The organism is Mesorhizobium sp. WSM4983 (genome assembly GCF_029625765.1).
Classification (GTDB): domain Bacteria; phylum Pseudomonadota; class Alphaproteobacteria; order Rhizobiales; family Rhizobiaceae; genus Mesorhizobium.
This window is the reverse complement of record NZ_JARTVM010000016.1, coordinates 38,180-63,973: the sequence shown is the minus strand read 5'-3', so window position 1 is coordinate 63,973 and position 25,794 is coordinate 38,180. Positions and strand designations below refer to the sequence as shown.

General features: G+C 60.9%; 19 protein-coding genes and 3 pseudogenes. 5 read left to right on the top strand and 17 right to left on the bottom strand.

All coding sequences use genetic code 11. The annotated features are described in order from the left end of the window. Positions 1-202, top strand: a 202-nt coding sequence (locus tag P9254_RS27835) for a hypothetical protein (RefSeq protein WP_206520515.1), incomplete at its 5' end; no start/stop codon positions are given. 29 nt (positions 203-231) lie between these two features. Here P9254_RS27835 and P9254_RS27830 read toward each other — a convergent pair. The 17 genes and pseudogenes from P9254_RS27830 to P9254_RS27750 form a co-directional block, all read right to left on the bottom strand. Further along, the gene (locus tag P9254_RS27830; RefSeq protein WP_024502859.1) at positions 232-474 is read right to left on the bottom strand and encodes a DUF2274 domain-containing protein; all 243 of its coding nucleotides are present in this window, start codon (positions 472-474) and stop codon (positions 232-234) included. Between the two features lie 12 nt (positions 475-486). Then, positions 487-1,701, bottom strand: coding sequence for a TrbI/VirB10 family protein (locus P9254_RS27825; RefSeq protein ID WP_063169228.1), 1,215 nt, complete (start codon positions 1,699-1,701; stop codon positions 487-489). Further along, a complete protein-coding gene (trbG, locus tag P9254_RS27820; protein ID WP_164548809.1) occupies positions 1,698-2,723 on the bottom strand; it encodes a P-type conjugative transfer protein TrbG in 1,026 nt (341 codons plus the stop codon). Before trbG ends, P9254_RS27825 begins: the two co-directional genes overlap by 4 nt. A 1-nt stretch (position 2,724) precedes the next feature. Further along, positions 2,725-3,456: a conjugal transfer protein TrbF gene (gene trbF / locus P9254_RS27815; protein WP_063169230.1), complete on the bottom strand. Its 732-nt coding sequence runs from the start codon at positions 3,454-3,456 to the stop codon at positions 2,725-2,727. Further along, complete coding sequence (gene trbL, locus P9254_RS27810; protein ID WP_063169231.1) at positions 3,457-4,779, bottom strand: P-type conjugative transfer protein TrbL; 1,323 nt, start codon at positions 4,777-4,779, stop codon at positions 3,457-3,459. Positions 4,780-4,812: 33 nt separating this feature from the next. Next, on the bottom strand, positions 4,813-5,538 hold the full coding sequence (gene trbJ, locus P9254_RS27805) for a P-type conjugative transfer protein TrbJ (protein ID WP_024502854.1): 726 nt from the start codon (positions 5,536-5,538) through the stop codon (positions 4,813-4,815). Next, on the bottom strand, positions 5,535-7,985 hold the full coding sequence (gene trbE, locus P9254_RS27800; protein WP_063169232.1) for a conjugal transfer protein TrbE: 2,451 nt from the start codon (positions 7,983-7,985) through the stop codon (positions 5,535-5,537). The genes trbJ and trbE overlap by 4 nt, the downstream gene beginning before the upstream one ends. Beyond that, positions 7,979-8,251 carry a VirB3 family type IV secretion system protein gene (locus P9254_RS27795; protein WP_024502852.1) on the bottom strand — a complete coding sequence of 91 codons (273 nt, stop codon included), beginning with the start codon at positions 8,249-8,251 and terminating at the stop codon, positions 7,979-7,981. The genes trbE and P9254_RS27795 overlap by 7 nt, the downstream gene beginning before the upstream one ends. Further along, the gene (locus P9254_RS27790) at positions 8,251-8,559 is read right to left on the bottom strand and encodes a TrbC/VirB2 family protein (protein ID WP_024502851.1); all 309 of its coding nucleotides are present in this window, start codon (positions 8,557-8,559) and stop codon (positions 8,251-8,253) included. The genes P9254_RS27795 and P9254_RS27790 overlap by 1 nt, the downstream gene beginning before the upstream one ends. A gap of 12 nt (positions 8,560-8,571) precedes the next feature. After that, positions 8,572-9,540: a P-type conjugative transfer ATPase TrbB gene (gene trbB / locus P9254_RS27785; protein WP_024502850.1), complete on the bottom strand. Its 969-nt coding sequence runs from the start codon at positions 9,538-9,540 to the stop codon at positions 8,572-8,574. After that, positions 9,537-9,950, bottom strand: a complete 414-nt coding sequence (locus P9254_RS27780; protein ID WP_063170364.1) for a CopG family transcriptional regulator — start codon at positions 9,948-9,950, stop codon at positions 9,537-9,539. The genes trbB and P9254_RS27780 overlap by 4 nt, the downstream gene beginning before the upstream one ends. A 116-nt stretch (positions 9,951-10,066) precedes the next feature. Continuing rightward, positions 10,067-12,091, bottom strand: coding sequence for a conjugal transfer protein TraG (locus P9254_RS27775; RefSeq protein ID WP_063169233.1), 2,025 nt, complete (start codon positions 12,089-12,091; stop codon positions 10,067-10,069). Between the two features lie 219 nt (positions 12,092-12,310). After that, positions 12,311-15,775 carry a Ulp1 family isopeptidase gene (locus P9254_RS27770; RefSeq protein WP_063169234.1) on the bottom strand — a complete coding sequence of 1,155 codons (3,465 nt, stop codon included), beginning with the start codon at positions 15,773-15,775 and terminating at the stop codon, positions 12,311-12,313. A gap of 833 nt (positions 15,776-16,608) precedes the next feature. Continuing rightward, on the bottom strand, positions 16,609-18,915 hold the full coding sequence (locus P9254_RS27765; RefSeq protein ID WP_063169235.1) for a S9 family peptidase: 2,307 nt from the start codon (positions 18,913-18,915) through the stop codon (positions 16,609-16,611). A 667-nt stretch (positions 18,916-19,582) separates the two neighbouring features. Then, positions 19,583-19,814, bottom strand: a pseudogene (locus tag P9254_RS27760) (IS5/IS1182 family transposase); the annotation flags it as partial. Between the two features lie 86 nt (positions 19,815-19,900). Then, a pseudogene (fni, locus tag P9254_RS27755) lies at positions 19,901-20,945 on the bottom strand (type 2 isopentenyl-diphosphate Delta-isomerase). An 88-nt stretch (positions 20,946-21,033) separates the two neighbouring features. Beyond that, a pseudogene (locus P9254_RS27750) lies at positions 21,034-21,927 on the bottom strand (terpene synthase family protein); the annotation flags it as partial. Between the two features lie 902 nt (positions 21,928-22,829). On the opposite strand from P9254_RS27750, the gene P9254_RS27745 reads away from it, so the two are divergent. Genes P9254_RS27745 through P9254_RS27730 form a run of 4 tightly spaced genes read left to right on the top strand, consistent with a single transcriptional unit; the run spans position 22,830 to position 25,784 of the window. Further along, a complete protein-coding gene (locus P9254_RS27745) occupies positions 22,830-23,126 on the top strand; it encodes a DUF2604 domain-containing protein (RefSeq protein ID WP_024505654.1) in 297 nt (98 codons plus the stop codon). Then, positions 23,119-23,736: a putative metal-binding protein gene (locus P9254_RS27740; RefSeq protein ID WP_024505653.1), complete on the top strand. Its 618-nt coding sequence runs from the start codon at positions 23,119-23,121 to the stop codon at positions 23,734-23,736. The genes P9254_RS27745 and P9254_RS27740 overlap by 8 nt, the downstream gene beginning before the upstream one ends. After that, complete coding sequence (locus P9254_RS27735) at positions 23,733-24,221, top strand: Mov34/MPN/PAD-1 family protein (RefSeq protein WP_024505652.1); 489 nt, start codon at positions 23,733-23,735, stop codon at positions 24,219-24,221. The genes P9254_RS27740 and P9254_RS27735 overlap by 4 nt, the downstream gene beginning before the upstream one ends. Before the next feature lie 3 nt (positions 24,222-24,224). Further along, positions 24,225-25,784, top strand: coding sequence for an E2 ligase fold family C protein (locus P9254_RS27730; RefSeq protein WP_024505651.1), 1,560 nt, complete (start codon positions 24,225-24,227; stop codon positions 25,782-25,784). Positions 25,785-25,794: the final 10 nt, after the last annotated feature.

Here is a 25,794-nt window from a genome sequence, read left to right as displayed (position 1 = left end):
AATCCTGCAATTCCAAAGCCGCTATCCGCCTCAATCAACAGGCCAGATCAATGGCTTGCGGATAGTTCACGGCCGACCAAATCGAAAATGCAAACTTAGGCTGTTGCGCGGTATCTCCTTCCACATCATCTCTTGCGCATACCTGCATTCCAAGGTGTTTGATCCTATGCTTCGCGAGGAGCAGGTAGGTCGCGACAGCTAGGCAATGTTCCAGCTGCCCTAGCGGAGGAGTCACGATTTTCCGGCAAGCTCCGTCGGCAGACGTTCCTTTCTGGCCTTGGCAAAGGCTCGGTCGCCTTCCAGAAACGCCGCCAGCATGAAAGGGATGAGTTCTGCCACGGTTTCAGACTGACCATAGGTCTGACGGTAAAGTGCAGCATACTCCTTGAGTGTTTGGCTCAGCTCCGCGCTGACGGTAATGGTGATCTTCGAAGCTGTTCGGTCCGGAAGTTTTCCAAGTTTCAGGTCAGCCATGATAACTCCTGCTCAACTGGCGTATGGCCGCAGCACGATGTCCTTGTGCACGATGACGCGCAGTGGCCAACCTGGGCGGACGACGATGGTGGGCTGGATATTGAGGTTTTTTTCGGTGATGCGCTGGCCGGCTCGACTGGCGTTCTGCTGGGCTGATTCCCGGATCGCCTTGACCAGATCGCTCTCGTTTTCGCCGAGGCTGAATTCTGTGCCGACACCGAGCAATGTGGCAAGCGCCACTCCCTTGATCATCTGCCAAGTGTGGAAATCGACTTCGTCTTCCAGCCCTGCGTAGCCGGCGGTGTCGCTCGCGGGCAGATTGTCGATTTCGGCCGACGAGCCGTCGGGCAGCAGAATGCGCTGCCAGACCAGCAGCGCTCGCTTTTGCCCGAACGCGACGACGCTGTCGTAGACGCCGATAAGACGTGAGCCCTGCGGAATCAGCAATATGTTGCCCGTGACCGTGTCGTGCACATTTTCGGTGACTTGCGCGACGACAAGGCCCGGCAAATCGGAATTGATGCCGGTGATCAGGCTGGCGGCAATCACGCTGCCAGCCATCAGTTGATATGGCGAGATCGGCGTCTGCAGCGCATGCGGATTGTAGATCCCGCCAGTGCTCCGCTGGCTGAGAAAATCAAGCTTTCGCTGCTGATTGTTCTGGTCGCCTTCCGCCGCCGCCACCGAGGCTGACGCGCGTCCTGCTTCGGATTGGGGAAGCGCCTCAAATGGATGCTGAGCAGTTTGCACGCTCTCTCCGACATCTGTCTTTTGAGCTCGATTTTCGACGCGGAAAAGCACCCGCGATTCACGCGCTTCGATCGCCTGCTGCGCTAGACGCTGCTCCTCGGCCGAGATGTCTTGGCCCGGCACGATGCCGAGCTGGCGCTGCCGCTCGAGGATGGGGCGGCCGAGGTCGCCCGGCAAAGGTAGCCCAAGGACGGGAGGCTTCGGCTTCATGCCGGAATAGTCATGGGGAAGCGTATCGAGCCCCTCGGCGGTTGGTTTGCGCTCAGTGTTGTAGAGATCTTCCGCCTGATCCCTGATGCGAAGGGCCGGCCCCTGGAGGGCGATCATGGTAACGCCGAAGACAGCGCCGGATCCGAGCGCTGCGATCGCGATGATCACACCGCGCCTGAACCGCACCACGCGGCGGGGAGAGGCCCGAAGCTGCAGTTCCTCGGGATCCAGTTTCGGCGGGATGCCAGAGCGGGAATTTTCGATCATGAGTCCTCACCTCGCCGGCTGCCGCGAAAGAGCGAGATCCGCCGTTGCGGTTGCCTGCCGTCAATCCTGCTGATGCGGATCACCTGCTGCCGCTTGGTGCCGAGGCGAAGTTCGGCCGCGGCGAAGAGCCGATCGACGATGTAATAGTTGCCGCGCACGCGATAGTTGACGAGCTCGCTGCTCCCATCTGCGCCGACGATGAAGAGTGGTGGCGCCTCGCCCTGATCTATGCGACGAGGGAACTCAATATAGACCTTGCTGCCGTCGTCGAAGGCTCGCGTCGGTCTCCAGGGCGGTGTGTCGCCACTGATTGAGTAGCGAAAGCGAAGGTTTTCGAGCGCGATATTCGACGCGACCGGTGTAACTGCCTCGGCTTGAGCATTGCGCTGGCGAAGCGCGATGATCTGGTCTTGGCTGTAGGTCCAGGAGATTGCCGCCATTGCGGTCTTCTCGGTGCTTTGAAGCTGCAAATGATAGGTCCGCCGGTCCGTCGTAATGACGACATTGGTGGCAAGACCCGGCGCGAAGGGTTTTACCAGAACATGGGTGCGCTGATTGTCACCGGTGCCGCTTGCGGTATCGCCAATGACCCAGCGCACGGTGTCGCCAGCCGACACGGCGGTTAGTTTCTCGCCCGGCTGCAGAGCGATGTCGGTCACGCGCTCCGGCGCGGCATAGAGTTGATAAAGCGCGCCATCGGTGAAGGGGTAGACTTGCACGGCATTAACATACCCGTACTTGGTGGGTTGCTGGGTCGCGGCTTTGTTGGCATCAGCGACGCGTTCTTCAGGGGGGCGCTTGTCCTCGGCCTTGCCGGGCTCGGGCTGCATTTGGCCAGGCAGCGGCAGTGGTTTTGGCACCTCGACAATTCTAATCGGCCTCTCCGGCGCCTTTTCGATCGCGGCCGGTTTGAAGTCGGCAGCGTCATAGGAAATCTCAGGCGGCGGCACCTTCTTCGATGCACAAGCGGAAACGACCGCTGCCGACACCGATAGGATCAGCACGGCACGAATCGGTGACATTTTACCTTTCATTGGTGGACTCCGTCGGAGAAAGGGGGGTTGGGACGGCGCTGTCGAGCTCGCGTGACCAGTCAATGGCATTGATGAAGACGCCGAGCGGATTCTTGCGCAGCTGATCCGTATTGCTTGGCGAGCGAATCACGATCGTGAGGATCGCAGTCCAGCGCATCGTGCTGGCAAGGCTTCCGCGCTCAAACACCTGCTCGGTCCATTTGACCTGGAATGAACTTTCGGAGGCTCTGACCACGCTGGTGACCTGTACCGAAACACTGCGCGTTCCGATCTGACCGAAGGGGTCGTTCGCCTTGGCGTATTCGTTGAGGAAGAGCGCTGCGCGATCGCTAGCAAAGTCGTACGCTGCCAACCAGTTCTGCCGTACCAAAACCGGATCGGTGGAAACGGAACGGACATTCTGGATGAAGCGGCCGAGATGCCAGGCGATCTGAGCATCCGAGGGCTCATAATTCCGGATCGCCGGCGCGACGGCGCGCGTCTCGCCGAAGCCATCGACCTCGACGACATAAGGCACGACACGGCTTTGCATCGACTGCCATACGAGTCCGCCGGAAAGCCCGGTCGCCAAGGCCAGGCAGCCAAGGGCCATGATCCGCCAGTTCCTGGCCTGCAGTCGAGATGAGCCGATGCGCTCGTCCCACAGCTGGGCGGCTTTTTGATACGGCGTGACCGGTTCGGGTGTTTTGCCGTAACGGTGCACGGGTCGCTTGAAGAGCATCTAGTCATCCTTGTCGTTGAGAGAGGGGGTGGCGCTGCCTCCCGGCCGGTCTCCGTCTCGGACAGCTTGCATGGCAGCGTGGCGATTTGCACGGGCGGTCTGTTCAGAACGTAGGCGCCTTGCCCACGTCGGCGCCGAAACAGTGGCCGAACCGGCAGAGCGTTCGGTCATTGGCGCTGTCGGCGTGCCGCCGGTCGCGGTCCACGCGGCATCGCGCCCGGCATCGGCGTTGCGCCCAACACTTGCAGTGGCGGATCGCGCTATGCGTATAGCGGCGCCGCCAGCTGCACTGGTTACACCATGCATTCCAGCAGCCACACCGGAGAGGCCAGCGTCGGGCGAGGTTGCGCGCCCGATCTGCCATGACGTGGAAGCAGCCGATCCCATTGTTGTGCCGGCTCGGATGGCGGCGACACCGCCGCTGGTTGCCATACGCGCGCCAGCAAATGCTGTGCCTCCAGCAACGAGTGATACACCCGCTGCCGCCGCGGTCGTGCCGAGGGCGGCGCCCGCCCCAAGCTGCGGTGCGCCTGAGACAAGACCCGACGCGATCCCCGGCCCAAAAATGCCAAGGCCAAGCAATGCCAGTGCGCCCAGTACCTGGGACATGGCACCGGCAAGATCCGGCTCCTTGCCTTGCAATGCGGAAGCGAACTCCCCGAAGAGCGTGGAGCCGATACCGACAATGACGGCGAGCACCATCACCTTGATGCCTGACGAGATAACATGGCCGAGCACGCGTTCGGCCAGGAACGCTGAACGGTTCCAAAGTGCGAATGGAACCAAAACAAAACCTGCCAGCGTGGTGAGCTTGAACTCAAGGATGGTGATGAAAAGCTGGATGGAAAGGATGAAGAAGGCGATGATGACCAGGAACCAGGCCATCAGCAGCACGAAGATGGTCAGTGCGTTGCCGAAGATTTCCGGGAAGCCCAGGAGCTGACTGGCTTGGTCAAGCATTGGCCAAGCACCTTCGAAACCGGTCGCGGCAATGCGGCCCGGGCGCAAGAGATTGTCTGCCGACAGATTGCCGGCCGACGCCTTAATCCCGAGACCGGCAAAAGAACGATAAACGATATCGGCGAGGTTCTTGAAATTGTTCAGAATGAAGGCGAAGACGCCAACATAGAGCACCTTGCGGACAAGCCGGCCGAGAACGCTGGTTTCGTCGCCGAGCGCCCACGCCAGGCCGGCAAGTGTGATGTCAATGCCGATCAGAATGGTAGTGAGGAAGGCGAGGTCGCCCGATAGCAGACCGAACCCGCTGTCGATGTAGCGGATGAAGGTCTCCATGAAGCGATCGATGACGCCAAGGTCGTTCATGCCGCTGCCTTTCTCGTCGTGATGAACTCGTGATTAATTGCCGGGATAAGCCGAGCCGGTACCCAAGAATCGCTTCGTCATCTCGCGGGCGGCTTCGTCTGACTGGGCCTTGCGGGCGGCATCCTCGGCCTCAGCTCGAAACTGCGTTGCGAGCAGCGTCTGGATCTGCATCTGCTGTTTTGTCGAAAGCGCCATCAGCTGGTTGGTGGCCTGGCTTGCCTGAAGCGCACCGGCCGCCCCTTGGCTGCGGTTGACGAGATCGGCGAGCAGATCGCCGTCGGCGCGGACGTTCTCGACGATTTGCGACTGGACACCCATGGTCTGGCGGAACGCCTGCATGGCGGTTTGCCAACGCTCCCGCGCAGCACTCGCCACATCGCTGACTTTGATCGTGGCGTCGTAGCTTTCCGGATATTGGCTGCGCCACTGGTCTTGAAGCTTGCCCAGATCAAAGCTGAGGCCACTCGCCTGGTCCATCAAGCCGTCGATGCGATGGAGCGAACCGGTGAGTTGGCCAACGGAAGAGAAATCCAGACGCTGAAGATTGCGCGCCATGTTCTGCAGCATGGTCGCCTGATTCTGCAGCGACTGGATCTGGTTGTTGATCTGCTCCAATGCGCGCGCGGCCGTCAGCACGTTCTGCGCATAATTGGACGGATCGAACACGATAAGGGCGTAGGCGGGCTGCACATAGTCGGCCATAGGCTTGGCGATCAGGGAAACGGTGATCAGGCCGGAGAGAAGGCGTCGCCGCATCATGAGAATTGCTCCTTGTCTGGTTGAGGGAATTGCTTGAGAAGTTCGCCGGCCCAATCGAGGCCGCGCGCGATCAGGAACTGCGAGGCAAAGCTGCCTTGCCCGTCTTCGGACATGATCCTGTCGATCAGAGTCTGCGTGGCCGGATCGGAAGCACCGCAAAGCGCAAGAGCGATGGGGCCAAGCTCGAGCTCGAACAGACGGTTGCCGCGGCGCGATTGCAGATAATACTGACGCTTCGGCGTGGCGCGGGCGATCAATTCGATCTGCCGCTCGCTTAAACCGAAGCGCTCGTAGGCTGTGCGCGCCTGGGGTTCCACGGCACGATCATTGGGAAGGAAAATGCGCTGCGGGCAGCTTTCGATGATTGCCGGCGCTATGCCAGAGCCCGCGATATCAGCCAGCGACTGCGTAGCGAAGACAACCGACACGTTCTTCTTTCGCAGCACCTTCAGCCATTCGCGGATGCGGGCGGCGAACAGCGGATTGTCGAGATAGACCCACGCCTCGTCGAGCATGATCAGCGTGGGCCGTCCGTCGAACCGTTCCTCAAGTCGCTGGAACAGATAGGTAAGCACCGGCAGCAAAGCGCTTTGGCTGTGCATTAACTCCTCGGTCTCGAAACACTGCACATCCGACAAGGCCAGCCCATCATGATCGGCATCGAGCAGGCGGCCGAAGGGACCGTCGAGCGTGTAGGGCATCAATGCGGTCTTCAGCGCATTGGATTGAAGCAGGACCGAAAGACCGGTCAGTGTGCGTTCCTGCGCCGGCGCGGTGGCAAGGCTGGCCAGCGCTGACCAAATAGCCTCCTTCACCTCCGGCGTGACGGTGACGTTCTCGTGGGCAACAAGGCTGGCGATCCATTCGGCCGCCCAGCTTCGGCTAGCCTGGTCGTTGATGCTGCGCAGTGGCTGAAAGGCAAGGGAACCGTCCGCTCCTAGCGCGTGGTGTTCTCCACCCATGGCAAGTGTTGCAGCACGGGCCGAATTGCCTTTGTCGAAGACATAAACCTGGGCGCCGGCGTAGCGCCTGAACTGCAGAGCAATCAGAGCAAGCAGAACCGACTTGCCGGCGCCGGTCGGACCAACAACCAGCATGTGGCCGACATCTTCGACGTGGGTGGAAAGCCGAAACGGTGTCGACCCACTGGTCTCGGCAACGAAAAGCGGTGGCGCTTCGGTTTGGGTGACTTTCGCGAGATGCTCGTTTGTCGCAGGACCGGCCCAAACCGACGACAGCGGCATGAGATGGGCAAGGTTCAATGTATGAACGAGCGGTTGGCGAACGTTAGCGTAGACATGGCCAGGCAATGAGCCGAGCCAAGCCTCGACCGCATTGACGCCTTCTCGGATCGTGGTGAAGCCGAGCCCATTGATGATGCGCTCGACCGCGCGAAGCTTCTCTGCAGCGGCTTGGCGATCCTCGCCCCACACCGTCACGGTGGTGGTGAGATAGCCGAAACTCACATGATCACCGCCCAATGCCTGAAGGGCTTCGTCGGCATCGAGCGCCTTGTTGTCGGCATCGCTATCGACAAGCGGGACCGGCTCGTTGGTAATGACCTCGCGTAGGATTGCCACGATCGATTTGCGCTTGGCAAACCACTGCCGGCGCAATCGCGTCAGCGTCTTCGTGGCTTCCGTTTTCTCGAGCGGAATGAAGCGCGTCATCCAGCGATAGGCGAAATCCTGATGATTGAGGGTATCGAGGATTCCGGGCCGGGTGAGGTTCGGAAAGCCGAGGATGGTCAGTGTGCGAAGATGCTGCTCACCCAGCATCGGCTCCAGGCCACCGGTAAGCGGCGCATCGACCAGGATTGCATCCAGATATATCGGCGTTTCCGGGGCCATGATAGGATGGCGACGAGGCGAAATCGTGCCGTGGAGGTAGGTCAACGTCTGAGCATCATCGAGGACGCGTACTTCGGACATGAAACCCGAGAAGAGATCGAGCACGCGGTTGGTCTCGTCACGGAACCTCGCCAGATCCTGGCGCCAGTCTCTTTCTCCTCGGGAATAATGAGAGTCGACGAGCGTGCTTTCTGCGCGCGCCTGGGCGTCCGGCGGTGGCATAAACACCAAGGTCAGATGATAGCGGCTCTCGTAGTGCGCTACCTTCCCCTCGAAAGCAGCGCGGCGTTCTTCGTCGACCAGCCACGACGCGGCGTCAGGAAAATGCGAGTTCGGATAGCCCAGCGCTTCTGTGCGCTCGGCCTCAAAGAACAATGCCCAGCCAGAGCCAAGGCGTCTGAGAGCATTGTTCGCCCGGGCGCAAATGCCGACGAGTTCAGCCTCCGTCGCACTTTCGAGATCCGGGCCGCGGAACCGCAACGTCCGCTGAAAGCTGCCGTCCTTGTTGAGCACGATGCCGGGCGCCACCAAGGCAGCCCAGGGTAGATGGTCGGCAAGCCGGTCGGCTTTGCTTCGATATTCCGAAAGGTTCAGCATGCAAGCCACCCCTTCAGACGTAGGTGGCGCACAAGCACGCTGGCGAAGTCCGGATCGCGTCTTGCGGCAAACACCGCTAACGAGTGGCCTGCGATCCAAAGCACCAGACCAGCAATCCATTGCTGCAAGCCGAAGCCAATGGCCGCGGCCACTGTACCGTTGAGGATCGCCACCGCGCGCGGAGCCCCGCCGAGCAGGATCGGCTCGGTCAGCGCCCGGTGGACCGGTACTGCGAAGCCCTCGATATGCTGCTCCCCGGCGGCCATCAGACGAGCGCCCCACCACCGAAGGAGAAGAAGGAGAGGAAGAAGCTCGATGCCGCGAAGGCGATCGACAGACCGAAGACGATCTGAATCAGGCGCCGAAAACCACCGGCGGTGTCGCCGAAGGCAAGCGTCAGGCCGGTGGTGATAATGATGATCACCGCAACGATCTTGGCGACCGGTCCCTGCACGGACTCCAGGATCTGCTGCAGCGGCTGCTCCCACGGCATGCCGGAGCCGGCGGCATAAACCGGGGCCGTGATAAGAAACGCGAGCGCTGTGGACGAAAGAAAGCGAAGCTTCTTGCGCATGAGGAAGGCCTTTCAAAGCTGCTGGAGTTGCGAAAGCGTGAGCGGGGCAACGGCGTAATCGCCGCTGCCGTCGAGACCGGTGACCTCGGCGATTGCGTCGATGTGGCGCGACGAGCCGCGTCCCGCTATGAAGACGATCAGATCTATCGCCTCAGCGATGAGCCGGCGGGGAACGGTGACCACCGCTTCCTGGGCGAGTTGCTCAATGCGATAGAGAGCCGAGCGCGCGGAATTGGCGTGTACGGTAGCGATGCCGCCTGGGTGCCCGGTGTTCCATGCCTTCAGCATGTCGAGCGCTTCCGCGCCCCTCACCTCGCCCACGATGATGCGGTCCGGCCTGAGCCTCAGCGTCGAGCGCACGAGATCGGCAAGGGTGACCGAGCCCCGCCTTGTTCTCAGGGCAACGCAGTCCCTGGCCGCGCACTGCAGTTCGCGTGTGTCCTCGATCAGGATCACCCGATCGTCGCATTCGGCGACTTCAGCCAGCAGAGCGTTGGCGAGTGTTGTCTTCCCCGAGGAAGTGCCGCCGGCGATCAGCATGTTGCGCCGCTCGCGGACGGCCTTTTTCAGCGCATCGGCCTGCAGCGGCAGCATGATGCGTTCGGCAACATAGTCGGCCAGGGTGTAGACTTTCGCGGCGGGCTTGCGGATGGCAAAACATGGCGCCAACACCACAGGTGGCAGCAGGCCTTCGAAGCGTTCGCCAGACGGCAATTCGGCACTGACGATCGGGTTGTCGGCGTGCGCCTCGGCGCGCACGTGCGAAGCAACCAGGCGGATGATACGTTCTGCCTCGGACGGGTGCATGTGAACGTCGGTATCGACCCGACCTTCGCCTAACCGGTCGAGTCGCAGCGCGCCGTCGGGATTGACCATCACCTCGATGACGGACGGATCGGCCAGGGCTTCGGTGATTGCCGGACCCATGGCGGTGCGCAGCATGACACGCCGCCGGTGGTCGGCCTCGGGATGAGAGCTCATCCTTCCCCTCCCCCACCATTGTCTTTGCTAAGCGACTTTTTGCCGGAAGCGATCTGGCGGCCGACCTTCTCAACGAATTTCTCGAAACGCTCTTGGGCAATAGCCTGCGTTGCCCGATCCGGGACCGGCGTGTGGGCGTGAAGGGTGATCGAAAAGCGGATGAAGAGCGCCAGGCTCTCCAGGATCACCTCGGAATCGCGCCTGACGTGGGCAAGATCGCGGGAGAGCCGGTCAAGCCTTACGCCGTAGCGCCGATCGAACTCGCTCTCGCCACGCCGCTCGATGAACGCCTCGATCGCCTTCCCCACGATCGCTGATTTGGTCGTTGACGGATCGCGACTGAGGTTGTCCAGTTTCTCGCTGAGCTCCGGCTCAAGCAGAAACTGATGGCGAATGCGGTGCGGCTTCATGCGGATCGTTCCGACGGCCCGGCGTTGCGCCGGCGACGGGAGAAGCATCGGCCAGACGCTCAAAATTGCTTATGGCCGTTATCTACGCTGAGGTGCGCTCTGCAACTCAGCGGACTTCAGAAGCCGGGAATGACATCGTCGCCCCTGCCCTCGTTGATACCGTAGACGCGGGCCGCAGTGGAAATCCGATCCATGACACGCTTGTCCGCGAGCGCTTCGCTGTCATCGTCTGCGGGCTTGTACAGATCGGCCTGATCGGGCTCTTGAGAGACAACAACGTCTTCTTCGGGCAGGCTTGGATGGCGTTGCTGCTGAACGCCTCCCTCGTCTTCAACTGGCGCGTCGGCGCTTTCCTCGTCCGCAGCAAGTCGGCTATCGACGCTGCACACTTGTCCAGTCCAGCCGTCCGGGCGTGATGCAGGGCAGTCCGCATAGGGTCCGTCGTGCAGCACCGGCGCAGGCAGCACCCGATCTGTGAAATTCTGATCCTGATAATAGCGCAGCTTCTTGGCGCGGATCGGCGGCAACCCAGAAACCAGGACCAATTCGTCTGACGGCGGCAATTGCATCACCTCGCCTGGCGTCAGGAGCGGGCGCGCGGTTTCCTGGCGGCTCACCATGACATGTGAAAGCCAGGGCGCAAGCCGATGGCCCGCATAGTTGCGCATCGACCTAAGTTCGGTTGCGGTGCCGAGGGCATCCGAGATGCGCTTGGCCGTGCGTTCGTCATTGGAGGAAAAGGCAATTCGCACGTGGCAATTGTCGAGAATAGCATTGTTCTCGCCATAGGCCTTTGAAACCTGGTTCAAAGATTGTGCGATCAGATAGGAGCGAATGCCATAACCTGCCATGAAGGCGAGCGCCGTTTCGAAGAAGTCGAGGCGACCGAGCGCCGGAAACTCGTCCAGCATCATGAGCAGCTGATGCTTACGGCTCTTCTTCGGGTCCCCCTCCAGACGCTCCGTCAACCGCCTGCCGATCTGGTTCAAGATCAGTCGCACAAAAGGCTTGGTGCGCGAGATATCCGAAGGCGGCACGACCAGATAGAGCGACAGCGGTCGCTCTCCATCCACTAGGTCAGCGATGCGCCAGTCGCAGGACGAAGTGGCCGCCGCGACCGTTGGATCACGATAAAGCCCGAGAAAGGACATGGCGGTCGAGAGGACGCCTGAGCGCTCGTTTTCCGACTTGTTCAGGAGTTCGCGAGCCGCCGAGGCCACTACGGGATGGACCTGAGGGTTATGCCCCGTCCCGAGATGGTTTGTCGTCATCATCCGCCGTAGCGTTGCGGCAAACGAGCGTTGCGGGTCCGACAGGAAGGTGGCGACGCGGGCCAGCGTCTTGTCCTCTTCAGCGTAGAGCACGTGCAAAATGGCGCCAACTAGGAGTGAATGGCTGGTCTTCTCCCAGTGGTTCCGTCGCTCCAGCGCGCCCTCGGGATCGACGAGGATGTCGGCGATGTTTTGAACGTCCCGGATCTCATCTGGGCCTTTGCGCACCTCCAGCAGCGGGTTGTAGCGTGCCGATCTCGGGTCGGTCGGATTGAACAGAAGGCAGTACGAGAATTTCGACCGCCAGCCGGAGGTCAACTGCCAATTTTCGCCTTTTATATCATGAATGATGGCAGACCCGGTCCAGGAAAGTAGCGTTGGAACAACCAGCCCCACGCCCTTGCCCGAACGCGTCGGCGCAAATGCCATGACGTGCTCCGGGCCGTCATGGCGCAGATAGCGATCGTTCAGCCTACCGAGGAAAACGCCCGCCGGCCGTAACAACCCTGCCGTCTCGACCTCATGAGTCGTGGCCCACCGTGAAGACCCATAGGTCGTAACCGACCCGCGCTGTCGCGCGCGCAAAAGCGAGCCAGCGATTGCGGCGGCACAACCCAGGAATCCGCTGGCGCCTGCAAGCGTACCGGCTTTGTCGAAGACCTCCGGCGCATAAGCATCGAAGTGGAACCACCATTCAAACAGCTTCCACGGCTTGTAGATTGGCCAGCCGGCGAAGAGAAACCATGGTGCGCCGAGAGGCGTCTGGTAGGTCAGCATTTGAGCGCACCATTGGGTTGCCGTCCATACGCCGATAATGACAATTGCGCACACAACGGCGATCTGCCCGATCAGTAGCTTCGTAGGTGTCATCGGCTTGGCCCGCTGAACAACGCGACCTAGCATCGCGCGGCGCAGCCGGGACAGGAATGTTCCTCACATACGATTTGGGAGCAATGAACGACTTCCTACGTATGCAGGTCGGTCAGCACGCGTGTTGCGCCTTCACGCGACACCATCCGCCACTCCATCCTTTCCATTCACCCTGAGGCCCGGCGCCGCCGACAGTTGCGTGACCGCTCCTCCGCAAAGTTATCTTCTGCGTTCAGGGAGCCACGGCGCCTGGGCTGGCTGATGAACACCGTCCGCTCGCGCATGTGGGGTCGAATTGATTTGTGCCCAAGTGGAGGCAGGCTCGTCTTCCAACAGTTGCCGCAGTTCCCCTGGCTCGAACGCCATCATCGGTGGGGAAGCGGGTTCATCCTCCAACAGTTGCCGCAGTTCCCCTGGCTCGAACGCCATCATCGGTGGGGAAGCGGGTTCATCCTCCAACAGCTGCCGCAGTTCCCCTGGCTCGAACGCCATCATTGGTGGGGAGGCAGGCTCGTCCTCCAACAGTTGCCGCAGTTCCCCTGGCTCGAACGCCATCATTGGTGGGGAGGCAGGTTCGTCCTCCAACAGTTGCCGCAGTTCCCCTGGCTCGAACGCCATCATTGGTGGGGAGGCAGGCTCGTCTTCCAACAGTTGCCGCAGTTCCCCTGGCTCGAATGCCATCATCGGTGGGGAGGCGGGTTCATCCTCCAGCAGCTGCCGCGGCTCTTCCTCGTGCGGCAAGCGCCTCCTTAGCCGGTCTTGCAGCGCCTGCCGATCGGCAACGAGGTTGTCGAGGGGCAGCGGCTCGTGGTCTGGCCGCTGCCCTTTCACCAATCGTTCAACCAGCGCCCACGTGCCCTCCAGGACAAATACGCCGCAATCATAATGGTTCGTCTGTCTGGCCATGGGGGCTGGCGCCAAGGTGGCATTCAGCAGTCCTGCGAGCTGTTTTGCAGGCACGTCGTTATATCCCTCTCGCTGGAGGGAGTCGTAGTGATAGGCGAACCGCCTTTCCGGGTCGCGGCGATCAACGAGCAGCAGCGACCAATGGGTGCCGGGGCTAGTAGCCGTGCCATTATTCACTGGCAAGAACAGGAAGTCGGCTGTGGCGTTGTTTTGATTATAGATGGACTGCAATATGCCTCGAGCGTCTTGCGGCGACGTGTGTCGCAGTAGATGGGATACGGAAGGATCCACCAGCCGAGTCCGGGCAGCGAGCGCCGGATTGATCCCCTGCAGTTGCCCCTCCAGCAAATTGTAATCTCTCTGGATATGGGCGTCGCTCAGCCATTCGGCGGCGCCGAGCACCCGCCCCGTTGCAACGTTGGACGGGGCTGTCGGATCGAGCGCCCCGATCTGAGCCCCAGAGGAACTGGTAGTCAGTGTGGTCACATCAACCAGTGGAAGGCCGCGGTAGGTGCCTGGCAGCCTAGCGGTTGCTGGCGAGGCGGGTTGGGGAGCTCTTGCCGGTGCCGCTGGCCCAGCTTCAGCAGCGGCCCCAACGCGCCTGGTGACTGCGTCTGCCGGATGAGCAGAAAGGACAGTTTCGCGCCCGAGCACAATGCGCGGCAGGATATCCCGGAGGTGAGCCAATGCAGAACTGATACTTAGCCTATTACCATAGGAGACAGCCTTGAAGCTCTCAACATCTTTATCCAGCGATTTGTCGTGAATCCGAGCCGCAATCCCAAGCTTGTTATTTTGACGCAGGTACTGACTAAAATGTCTAAGAAAATTTGTATAGCCGCCCACGGTATCTGGATTCCGTCCGGTCGCAGGCGCTGCCAGGTACTCCTTGGTCGAAGCGGCTCTGTAATTTCTAATGAGCTCGGCATCGTCAGGATAGGGGATCACGACAGGGCGAGCCATAATCGGGGCTCCGCCTGTCGACTTCTTGAGGTAACGCAGTGCGCCAGCCACGGTGGAGGAACCACCCGTACTCTCGTACTCCTTGAGATCCTGATCCAGCGACGAATGGTAAAGCCGAGCAGCAAACCCTGGCTTGTTGTTTTGAAGGAGCCACCGACTAAAGCCGAAAAGAGAATTTACATTGTAAGTGACCGTGTTCGCTTTGGCCTTACCCGCGTGGAATGCTGCCCTCAGCCCTTCGATAGCGGTCGCATCGTTGGAATAGACAGGACGCTTGTCGGCACCGTCGGGGACTACAATTGGACGATCCGGCTGCACTGTCGAGGGCATCGACCCACCACCTCCGGGATGCGGTGCTGGGGTGGATTCGTGCTCATCCCTCTGCCTGACGAGCTGCGCCTCACATTCCGGTGTAGCCACCTCATGAGGATCCTGCATCGGTTCGATCCCCTCCATCTCCTGCTGCAACCAAGCCAAAGCTTGGCGAGCGGCCTGCGCGGCTTCATCAACCGCGGAGGATGTCTCCACACCTCTGGCGGACGCCGGCAGAGCCTGCTCCGCCCGCCGTCGAAAGAGCTCTGGCGAGGCGGATTTCTCCGCCCACAATCTGGGCTGCGTAGCGAGTCCCCGTCCAGATTTATGTGGCACCGCCTCGCTTGGCAGCGGGCTGCTCCTGTCCCGTGCAGCTACCAGCTCCTCCGGGGCGCCCTGGTCGCCGTGGCGCCAGTTCAAGTGAGGGACGGCCTCTCCAAAGTCGGGCGCTTGGTGTTGGTGCGCGGTTGGGGCGAGAGACAATGGTAGATCGGTGCCCTCCTTATAACCTACCGGCAGGAGCTCCTCTGGCCAATCGAATCCCTGCTGTGGTGCGGTATGCTGAGCAGCGTCGCCACGGGGACGAGCCTCCATGCTGACCGCGTTTTCCAGATGATTCCCGAGTATAACGCGCGGCGGGTTCTTGCGGAGATAAACCAGCGCAGATTCGATCGGAGCTCCACCATTAGAGGAGGCGGCCTTGTAGCTCTCAACATCTTTATCCAGCGATTTATCGTAAATGCGACCCGCAATTCCGAGCTTGTCATTTTGACGTAGGTAATGACTGAAATGGTTAAGAGCAGTTGCGTAGCCGCTCGCGGATCTGAAATGTCTGGTGAGCGCGGCGTCGTCAGGATGGGGGTTCAGGACAGCGCGACCCACAATCGGGCCGGCTCCGCCCATCGACTTCATCAATTGACGCAGTGCGCCAGCCACGGTGGAGGAACCACCCCTACTCTCGTACTCCTCGAGATCCTGGCTCAGCGACGGATGGTAAAGCCGAGCAGCAAGCCCTGGCTTGTTGTTTTGAAAGAGCCAACGACTAAAGCCGAAAAGAGAATTTGTGCTGCGAGTGACCGTGTCCGGCCTGGCTTTACCCGCAAGGAGTGCTGACTTCAGCCCTTCGATGGCGGTGGCATCGTTGGAATAAACAGGACGCTTGTCGGCACCGTCGGGGACCACAATTGGACGATCCGGCTGCACTGTCGAGGGCATCGACCCGTCGAGATGCGGTGCTGGGGTGTATTCGTGCTCGTCCCCCTGCATCACAAGTTGCGCCTCCCGTTCCGATGTACCCACCTGATCGGTGGGGAGTTGCATCATCACGCGAGCGCCTGAGTTGCCAACCTCACCTGGTTGCCGCTCAGTGACAGCATGCTGCAGATTGCTTTGGATCCTCTGCCTCTTCGTTGGTCTCAACTCACCTTTACCATGCGAGCCATTGACGAGGACCTCCTCGCCTAGCGCACCCATCAACTCGTCCGCCGCCTGCAGTTCGCCCAAGTGCTGCTCAAAACCGGCTTGGCCGGCCTGTCCGCTTGCTCGTGCGGTACGGCGTGCTGCACCTGCAGCCAAGCTGCCACGATGAATGTCTAGTTTGTACGGGTGCACGCTATCCTCACTTCCACAGATCACATGAGCAACCTACTCAGGCAAGCTTTCGAGAGGCTGACGAGGTCCGCCGCCGCGGAAGGCGAAGGCTGGTTTTCTGCTCAGCGGTTGACGGCCTCGCGTGTTGCGGCCGCGCCGGGTATCACGCCAATCAATCTGAATAGTCGATGCGTCAAACGAACCAGGATGGGATTTTCGTAGCGGGGCTGCTCTACTCACTCTTGTCCTGAGGGCAGAATTCAACCATATCGCCGAGCAACTGGATGCCGATTGGATACCCGATCCGGAAAGCTTCAGCTCATATGTGACGCGAGGATGAGAATCGTGGCAGCTCCAGACCGACGGGCTGCCACCCACAGCGGCGATGACCGACGAGGGTCTTCTATTGCCAAGGCAATCGTCCGTTCGGGGACCTATGTGTTCCAATGCTCGTCGAGCGGATCGGTGGGCCGCACCGCCGTAGCGTTACGGCGAGCGGAAGCGGCGTTGGGTGCGGCTTTTCCCCTGAACGCTTCACACCAGGCTGATAGGGGATCTTGCAATCGCACACACGCGGTCTGCAGGCGTGCCTATCAAGCAGTTTGCTCAGACCAACGTCGCGGCGAGCCGATCCTCAATACGCAGCGCAAGTCCTAGACTCCACGATCGTCCTTCGGTGCAGATTTGCTCGCGCCTCGCCCTGATTACAGCTGATAAGGCGAGCTAACAATTGCAAGAGCCACAAGCTATTCCAGCTCGATCGGTTTGGTGTTCCAGTCGGGCGGGGTCTGACCGAGAATGTTGCGAACGAAGAAGTCTAGGAGTTTGCGCTCGGTGTAGGTGCCTAGAGTATGGTGATTGGCACCAGGAACGTAGACCATGTCAAAATCTTTTCCTGCCTTGATGAGTCGATCGGCAAGCTGGAACGAGCAAAACGGATCGACATTATCATCCATTTCGCCGACCGCGATCATCAGCTTGCCCTGCAGCCTGTGAGCATTGTCAACGGCGGAGGATTGCGAATATTCAATGCCGACCGGCCACCCCATCCAAAGTTCGTTCCACCAGGTCTTGTCTATCCTGTTGTCGAAGCAGCCGTTTTTGGCGACGGCGACCTTGTAGAAATCGGGGTGAAAGAGCAGCGCGCTGACTGCACTCTGGCCGCCGGCGGATGCGCCAAAAATGCCGACGTTGGATATGTCGTACCATGGATATTGCGCGGCCGCCGCCTTGTGCCACAGAATGCGATCGGGAAATCCTGCGTCCTTCAGATTCTTCCAAGCAACATCATGGAAGGCGCGGGAGCGGTTGTTGGTGCCCATGCCGTCGATCTGAGCAACGACGAAGCCCAGCTGCGTGAGCGGCTCTGTCCACCGCGAGAAGGATTTTGGGACGAAGGAGCCGTGGGGTCCAGCATAGATATTCTCCACAACCGGGTATTTCTTCGTCGGGTCGAAGTTGGCTGGCAGGTGGAGCACGCCCCAGATGTCAGTTTTGCCGTCGCGCCCCTTGGAATGGAAACTGAGCGGCGGCTGCCAGCCTGCGGCGACGAGCTCAGAAATGTCGGCCGTCTCGATCTGCTGGAGCTTGGCATTGTCGCTGGCGCGGTAGAGTGCCATGCGCGGGGGCAGATCGATGCGTGACCAGAGATCGACATAATAGCGCCTGTCAGGCGAGAACTCGATATGGTGGTTGGCCGGTTCGGGCGTCAGTGCAGTCAGTCCCTTGCCGTCAAAGCCGATGCGGTAAGCATGGACCCAATAGGGGTCCTCCTGCGAGTTCATCCCGCTCGCCTCGAACCAGATCTGACGCTTGACCGGATCGACATGGTTGACCCTCCGGACGACCCACTCACCTCGCGTGATCTGGTTTTCGAGCGCGCCTGTCCGGCCGTTGAAAAGATACAAATGCTCATACCCGTCGCGCTCTGATGCCCAGATGATCTCCTTCCCGTCATCGACATCGTAACGGAAGATTTTTCCGGCATCCTCCTGGCCATGCCCCAGCGGCAAATAATCAACGAATGTCTCGCTGGTCTCATCGATCAGGGAGCGCCCGCGGCCCGAGGCGGCGTCTACCTCGACCAGGCGATAAAGCTGATGCCCGCGCTGGTTATATTCGAAAGTGAAGCCGCGGCTGTCCGCCCACCACCGGAGAGGGGAAAGTTCGAAGACGTTCGAGAAGAGGGCACCGTCAATCACGATCTGGCGCCGGCCGGCAATGTCGAACAGGACTGGCTGGGGCAGCGGAAGGACATCGCCCGGCCTGGGATAGAATTTTGTTGAATATTCCCGCTCCAACTGGTCCGTCGAAGAATTGAGGTAGCGGACCTCTCGCCTATAGCCGGGGCGAACAAGGTAAGCGGCGAGGTGGCGCGAGTCCGGCGACCAGCTCAGCGTCGAAAAGACGTAGCAATTGCCTTCGGCTCCGTCCCGGCTCAGAGGAACATCCTGCAATCCGTCCTCGCTGCGCAGGAAAACGTTGCAGTTCTTGATATAGGCGATCCATTTGCCGTCGGGCGACGCGTTGCTCTTGTCGGGGTTGTTCTCCGCTGGCGGCGTGTAGCGGTGGCTGAGCTCCCTACGGTCCCCTTTCCTTGCATCGAATGTGGTGCTGGTACAGTCATAGCTTGCAAGGTCGCAGCTCCACCGGGTGTCTTCAATCTGGAAGTCGAGCCTGCGACCATCCTCACTCAGTTCGAAACGGTCGAACGGAAGATTGCCGGCTTGATAGCTCTCATGGCTCACCTTGTTTAGCGCTGCCGCCAGACGCGCCTGATCGAAAGCGGGCCGCTTGAAACCCGTGGCAGCATCGACCTGCATGAACTGCTGCTCGCCGTGGCTAGTCCGGCGGTAGACGAAGGCTTCACCCCCGGTCAGCCAGAAAGGCATTTTGGGGACATTGACAGTGAGCCCGCCATATCGATCGTTGATCGTAAGTGCGCGCTTGAAATCGGCCGGCGCTAGCGTCGGGTGTAAACTTTTCGAACCCTTGGCCAGCGTCTGAGTTGCCGATCGCCATGCGGCGCGCGTCAAAGCGCCGATCCTGGACATACCTGTTCACTTCTTTCGGTTTTCGGAATGCTAATTTTGAAGTTGGGTTCTCGTCGCCGGTCTGCAGCAGCGCCGAAGCGTCGCCTTGGAGGAGAGCCAGCACGCGGGTGCAGCCAGGCACGCGCAACAGGGGCGCTCCTTGGACATCCAGGCACTGGTTCGGGTGCCGATTGAAGAGTTGGCGTCCGCCGCCGAAACAACCAGGAAAGAGCGTCCATGCAGCCCTGACGCGACTATTTCCCCGCGAGTATGGCCGCTTGCTTTTCTGCATCATCTGAAAGGTCCTGCTCTAGTCGGGCCGGATGTCACCCCGGCAGAAATCATTGTGCTATTTCGACAATCTCCGAGCGATTGCCGCCGGCCCATGACGAGGTTTACCGATAGGGCGCAATATGCGTGCCAAAGGAAAAGCGGTTTAAATACACGGCAATCCGCCTATGTCGCATCCCCAACATCGTCGCACACCGGACAATGCCGGACGAAATTGTCCCGGGGCGTCAAATTGGTTTGATGGTGACCCAAGGAGTTCTGGCTTTATCTGAGGCGTTCGGCCTTTTTCGAAAGCCGGACTCTTCGCGCGTTTCCGACGGCCCGAAGCGCCTGATCAAAGCTGACGGCATTCCCGGGTCTTGGCCTTGCCACAGCAGCACCTGCTGCATCAATTCCGACGGACGCTGTAGAACACCTGCAACACACGGCCCGCAGCAATTTCTCCGGCGCAACGCTGGGGCGACCGCCTTTGGCACTGCAGGCGTACATGCCGGAAAGGATGCCGTCTAGCCGCACCAGCGCTCCATTGATCATCAGCCGGTGCGGGCACCAGGATGACCGGCTGGAACGAAATCTTCCAACCGCTTCATCGTGAACAGCTGCTCCATGAACACATCGCTCCCGTCAATCGAGCCGTCTCGCCAGGGGGATCAATAGTCTGTCTTTGGCGTAGGTATTTCAGCAGCCTGCTGTTAGCGTGCGGACGACGCCGACATCAACCGGCGGACAAATGCGACGAGGGCAACAAGCGCGCCTGACGCAACGCCGCCAGATCAGCCGAGCCCGTGCAGAAGCAGGCGACGGCCAACTGGCGGATGACGATCTCGAAATGCGCGACAACGGCCCCGGTGGACACTGTCGCCGCGCCCAGCACGCTGGCCGCCTGCCCGGCGATGTCCGCGCCCAGGCGGATGGCCTTGGCCACGTCGACGCCATCGCGGATCCCGCCCGACGCGATCAGCTTCACCGTTGGCAGCGCCCGACGCACCGCCTGCACGCTGGTCAGGGTGGAATCCCCCAATCGGCGAATGACATCGCCACTGCACGGTCGGCGGCATTGCGGGCGCGCTCGCCCTCCACTGCGGCCCAACTGGTGCCGCCGGCGCCGGCGACATCGATTACCGCCACGCCCGCCTCGACGAGCGCACAGGCACCGAGGCGGACAGGCCCGCCCCCACTTCCTTGGCCACCATCGGCACGCCCACGATGCGCGCGGCGCCAGCGATCAGCGCCAGGACGCCGCGCCAGTTCGCGGTCGCCCTCCGGCTGTACCGCTTCCTGCAGCGGATTGAGATGGACGATGAGCCCATCGGCCTCCAGCGCGTCCACCGCGCGACGCGCCAGGTCCAGGCCGTCGGCCTCCCGCAGTTGCGCGGCGCCGATATTGGCCAGCAAGGGAATGTCTGGCGCCAGGCGGCGCAGCGCGCGCGTTAGCCCCTGGGAGTTGCGGGATTGCAGGCTCACACGCTGCGAACCGCACATGGCGATCCCCAAGGCTTGCGCTGCCTCGCTCAAATGCCGGTTGATGGCCTCGGCCCGTGGCATGCCGCCGGCCATAGAGCTGATCAGCAGCGGCGCGCGCATAGCCTTGCCCAGCAGCGAGGCGCGCAGGTCGATCTGCGTCAGGTCCAACTCGGGCAGTGCGCAGTGTTCGAGATGGATGTACTCCCAGCCAGCGGCCACCGTGGCCGGCGCCGTTCGCCGATCCAGCACGATGTCCAGATGTTCGTCCTTCCCCGGCTCAGGGCGGTGTCGCTCATGCTCGCTCCATCCGTAGCAGCGGGCGACGGCGTTGCGTCGGATCGAACCGACGGCAGCGCGCCCAAGCCGCCGCCTCCGGCGCGTCCAGGCCGACGCACGCTGGCCTCCCCCTGCAGCGTCGCTGCGATAGCGGCTGGTCGAAGTCTGGTAGTACTGCGCGCGGATCGCCGCCATCGCCTCGATCAACGGTCCCCACGGCGCGGGAAAGCATTCTTCCGCCATCACCCGGTGCAGCATGCGCGTATGGCCGGCCAACTCGTCGTTGAGGAACTCAACCACAGGCATAGCCGGATAGCGCTGCAGAAGCAGGATCGCCGCGTTATCGCCGGCCGACCTGTCCTTGTCGCGTCCATGCAGATCGTTCTGCAGGCGCCCTATCACTGAGATGAGCCGCAGGACCTGGCGAAACGCTGGACGCGCGCGCAAGGTCGCCATGTCCAGCCCCCACAGCAGCGACAGGCAACAGAACACGGTCCCGTAAGCGATCGAATCGATGCCGTTGTGCAGGTACTCGGCGTAAGACCAGCGTCGCGCCCCTGCCGCCTGCGCGTGTCCGGCGCGCAGCGCCGCGCAGTAGCACCGGGTATAGTCGAGAAGCCGAGCATAGTCGTGACGATCGTAAGCGAGCGCAGCCAGCGAAGCGCGCAGCTGAGCGCAGCCCTCGAATCCGGAGAGCACGCACGGTACGCCGTGCCCCAGCGCCTGCTCCAGGGCGGCGAGCTGCTCCGGCGCGATCAGGCCAACGTCGTTGCAATCGTCTAGCCAGAACAGCAGCGCCAGTTCGCGATAGAACGCCACGATCAGCGTTTCGTCCTGCGGATCGCGGCCGGTGCGGGCGCTGGTGTCGCGCAGGCTCGGGTGAATGCGTTGCAGGATATACTGGCCGCCCCTTACCGCTTCCTCAGCATGCTCATCCGCGAAACCGGTCAGGGCACGCCCCCACTCAAGCACCTGCTGCAGCGCGCGTTCGGTCTGGATCATGGCGCCGCCCCTGCTCCCTCGGCTACGACGCGCCGCCCACAACGAAGCGCCAGCCACAACCCGGCGAGACCGCATCTCCGCGCCATAACGGCGATCGCGAAGTTATCGATCCGATTGCCAGTTGCTGATGCAAGCTCTTGTGAACGGCCGTTAGGACCGGCCCGCAGCCTCGCCGGCAGTATCGAGCAATCCGCTTGCGCCGGCTCGCCATAGCAGGCGAGGACGGCAAGGTCGCCGGCGGCAAACGCACGCGAGCACATTGCAAGCGACATCCGCGAACGCGGCGCCGACTGGTCAGCCTCCGCCTCGGTGCCCGCATATGTCCGCGAGTCGAGCAGCGCCTTCGCCACGAAATGAGCAGAACGCCTTACGAGCATCGACCGCCGGCTGCTGCGCATGCGCGATGATGAGGCATGGTCTCGCAGCGGACCCGTTCCGACAGATGCTGCACCAGGGACGAGGCGACCTTATCCAACAAGGCACCACTTGCGCTGTTTGTGGAGACGAGCGTCGGCTGCATCCATGCGGCTGCTTGAGTGGTGAAGACTCTGAACGACGGTTCCTACGGCGCTGCCGGCGCAATCGGCTGCTTGGGGGACGCGTGACGCAGTCAAAGCTCCCCTTGCCAAGCACGGAGCAGGCGAGTGAGAGAGCAGATGAATAGGCGTGTCGCCAATATTTTTGCATTGCTCTAATCGATTATAGTTGTGAGGAGCAATTTGAGACCATTTACTTGCGGCTCAAGTCACCCATAAAAGAAGGCAAGCACCGATTCGGTAGCTTATCCCCTGTCTTTCGCGTACTCGCGGCCGTGGCGCCGGGTGAACGATTGAAGACCGCCGGTCTCACTCGCAGGTGGGCGCCAGGGCGTGGGGCGGTTGGCAAGCCACAGGAGTAGGACAATGTCGAAGGATTCGGGTAAGGGCGATAATCACGGCGGCGGACCGGGCAAGATCGAGATCACGGTGGTGGTGAACGGCCAGCCCACGCAGGTCGAAGCCAATCCCAACCAGCCGCTTCACGTCATTCGTACCAAAGCCCTTGAGAACACGCAGAATGTCGCCCAACCAGCCGAGAATTGGGAATTCAAGGATGAGGCCGGCAACTTGCTCGATGTCGACAAGAAGCTTGGCGACTTCGGTTTCCCGAATACTGTGACCCTGTTCCTCAGCCTGAAGGCGGGCGTCGCAGGTGCCTAAACACCAAAGTGTGGATCCGGAGGTCTCCCGAGCGAAGTTTGATCGGGAGATCGGCCGGTTCCGGCCATATGCTGATGTCTATCGGGCTCAGGGCTGCTTCTTGATCGAGGCGACCTTTCCGCGCGCTTTCTTCATTTTCGCCAGCCCCAAGTTAAAGCCACGGGTGGTCAGCGCAGCGAGCGAGGTCGACTTCACCGACTACGACTTAAGACCACCGTCCGTGGTCTTCGTCGATCCGTTTACGCGTCATCCGATTGCCCGGAAAGATCTATACCTGAAAATGCTTAGACGTCCGCCGCTGCCCGGAACGCCGCCGGAGATGATAGGAGCTCTCATCCAGCAGAACGCCGTGCCGCTGACGGACTTCATCCAGGCCAACAGTCCCGAGGACGAACCATTCCTGTGCATGGCGGGCGTCCGGGAATACCACGACAATCCAGCCCATTCAGGTGATCCATGGCTGCTTCATCGGGGTTCTGGCGAAGGCTGTTTGGCCTTCATCCTGGACAAGATCATCAAGTACGGAATCGTTCCTATAGAGCAGTTGCAGATTCAACTCCAACCGACAATCGTAGGAATGGTGGTATCCCCTCAGGCGATACAAGAATGACTGGTTTGAGAGATGTAACGATCGTGACTCTCCCGCGCGGCTGCATCTCGACCACGCATGGGCATCTGCGCTCAGTTGGTCGCGAGGGCAATGAGGGGATGGCGCTCTGGGTCGGCGTTCAGCAAGAGCGGCACTTTGCCGTAACAGAGACGGTTATCCCGGCGCAGCGTCACATTCGGACAAACGATGGCGTTTGCGTGATCGTTGCGGCCGAAGAACTGCACCGGCTCAATGTCTGGCTCTACAAAAGCGGCCTGAAACTCTTGGCCCAGATTCACAGCCATCCGGGCCGCGCCTACCATTCGACGACGGACGACGCTTATGCGGTTGCTACCACGGTTGGGTGTCTGTCGCTGGTAGTGCCGAATTTCGCCCGCGAGCCTTTCGATTTTGCTCGGGTCGCCGCCTATCGGCTTGACGAAAAGGCCAAATGGAATGCGCTCCCTCCCGCGGCACTGTCGCGAATGATCATGATATCGAGTTGAACAATGGCATTCGCTAACTTCATCGATCGCGCCGCCACGGCGGCATCTCAGGTCCTGGCCGATTTTCATCTGGGAGACTTCAAAGCAGCTCTTGAAAAGCAGGTCGTGGCAGTCGCCTTCGACCATCAGGCCGCTTCCTGCGCCGAAGGCCAGGCGACACTAGATCTTGCGGTGAGATTGCTCGCTAGGCTCTACCCGGTTCTGGCGATACTCCCGCTGGACAGCGCGGCGAGCTCTCAAGCCCAAGCGCTGGAGCGCTTGGCAAAGTCGATCAATCCAAAAGTCGGCATCCGGCGTTCCGGCAAGTCTGCCACCGTCTGCGTCGTTGCAGGGGTAACGCGCCCATCACTCCGGTGCCCGATCTTTTTCGTGGGATCGGACGGTTGGGCGGCAAAGCTGTCGCGTACGGACCCGGTGGGCTCTGGCCCAAGTCTGCTGCCTTATGGAGCTGGCGCCGCCAGTTGCTTCGGCGCCGCCAACGTCTTTCGAACTATCTTCGCTGCCCAGTTGACCGGCGCCGAGTTGGACGAAACCATCGACCTCTCGCTATGCAGCTACGACAAGACCAAAGCCGGAGAGCCTGGCCCGATCGACTTCCCAGTCGACCTTGGCGAAACCCACCTCGTTGGGCTCGGTGCGATAGGCCATGGCTCGCTTTGGGCGCTAGCGAGACAACCCGATCTCAAAGGTCGTCTGCATGTAATCGATCACGAAGCGATCGAACTCTCAAACCTGCAGCGCTACGCATTGGCTGGCCAGGCGGAGATTGGTATGTCCAAAGCGGTTCTTGCAGCCACCGCCCTTAGATCGACTGCCCTTGAGGTCGAGGCGCACCCTCTGACGTGGGCAGAATATGTTGCGCGCCGGGGCAATTGGGTCTTCGACCAAGTGGGTGTGGCGCTTGACACCGCCGCCGACCGTCTGGCTGTCCAAGGTGCACTGCCGCGATGGATCGCAAACGCTTGGACGCAGGAGCACGATCTCGGTATCTCCCGGCATGGTTTCGATGACGGCCAGGCTTGCCTTTGTTGCATGTACCTGCCATCCGGAAAATCCAAGGACGAGCACCAGCTGATTGCCGAGGAACTCGGAATACCGGAAGCACACGAGCAGGTGAAAACGCTCCTGCAGACCAATGCCGGAGTTCCCAACGACTTTGTAGTTCGCGTGGCTACAGCGATGGCTGTGCCGTTTGAACCGCTAGCCCCGTTTGTCGGCCAGCCCCTGCGCTCCTTTTATCAGCAGGCTATCTGCGGCGGTCTGGTGTTCCAGCTTAGCGAAGGAAGTCGCCGCGTTCGAACTGTGGTTCCGATGGCCTTTCAGTCGGTGCTTGCCGGGATTATGCTTGCCGCGGATTTGGTCAAACATAGTGCGGGGTTTCCCATGAGCCCGACGACGAGCACTCGGGTGAATCTTCTGCGCCCCCTTGGCTCTCACTTGCACGATCCGAAGGCCAAGGACTCCAGCGGCCGCTGCATCTGTAGCGACGACGATTTCATTGCCGCTTACAGGCGCAAATACGGCGAGCGCGTTGATCAGGTAAGCGATGTCTCGGCCGCCTAAACAGACGCGC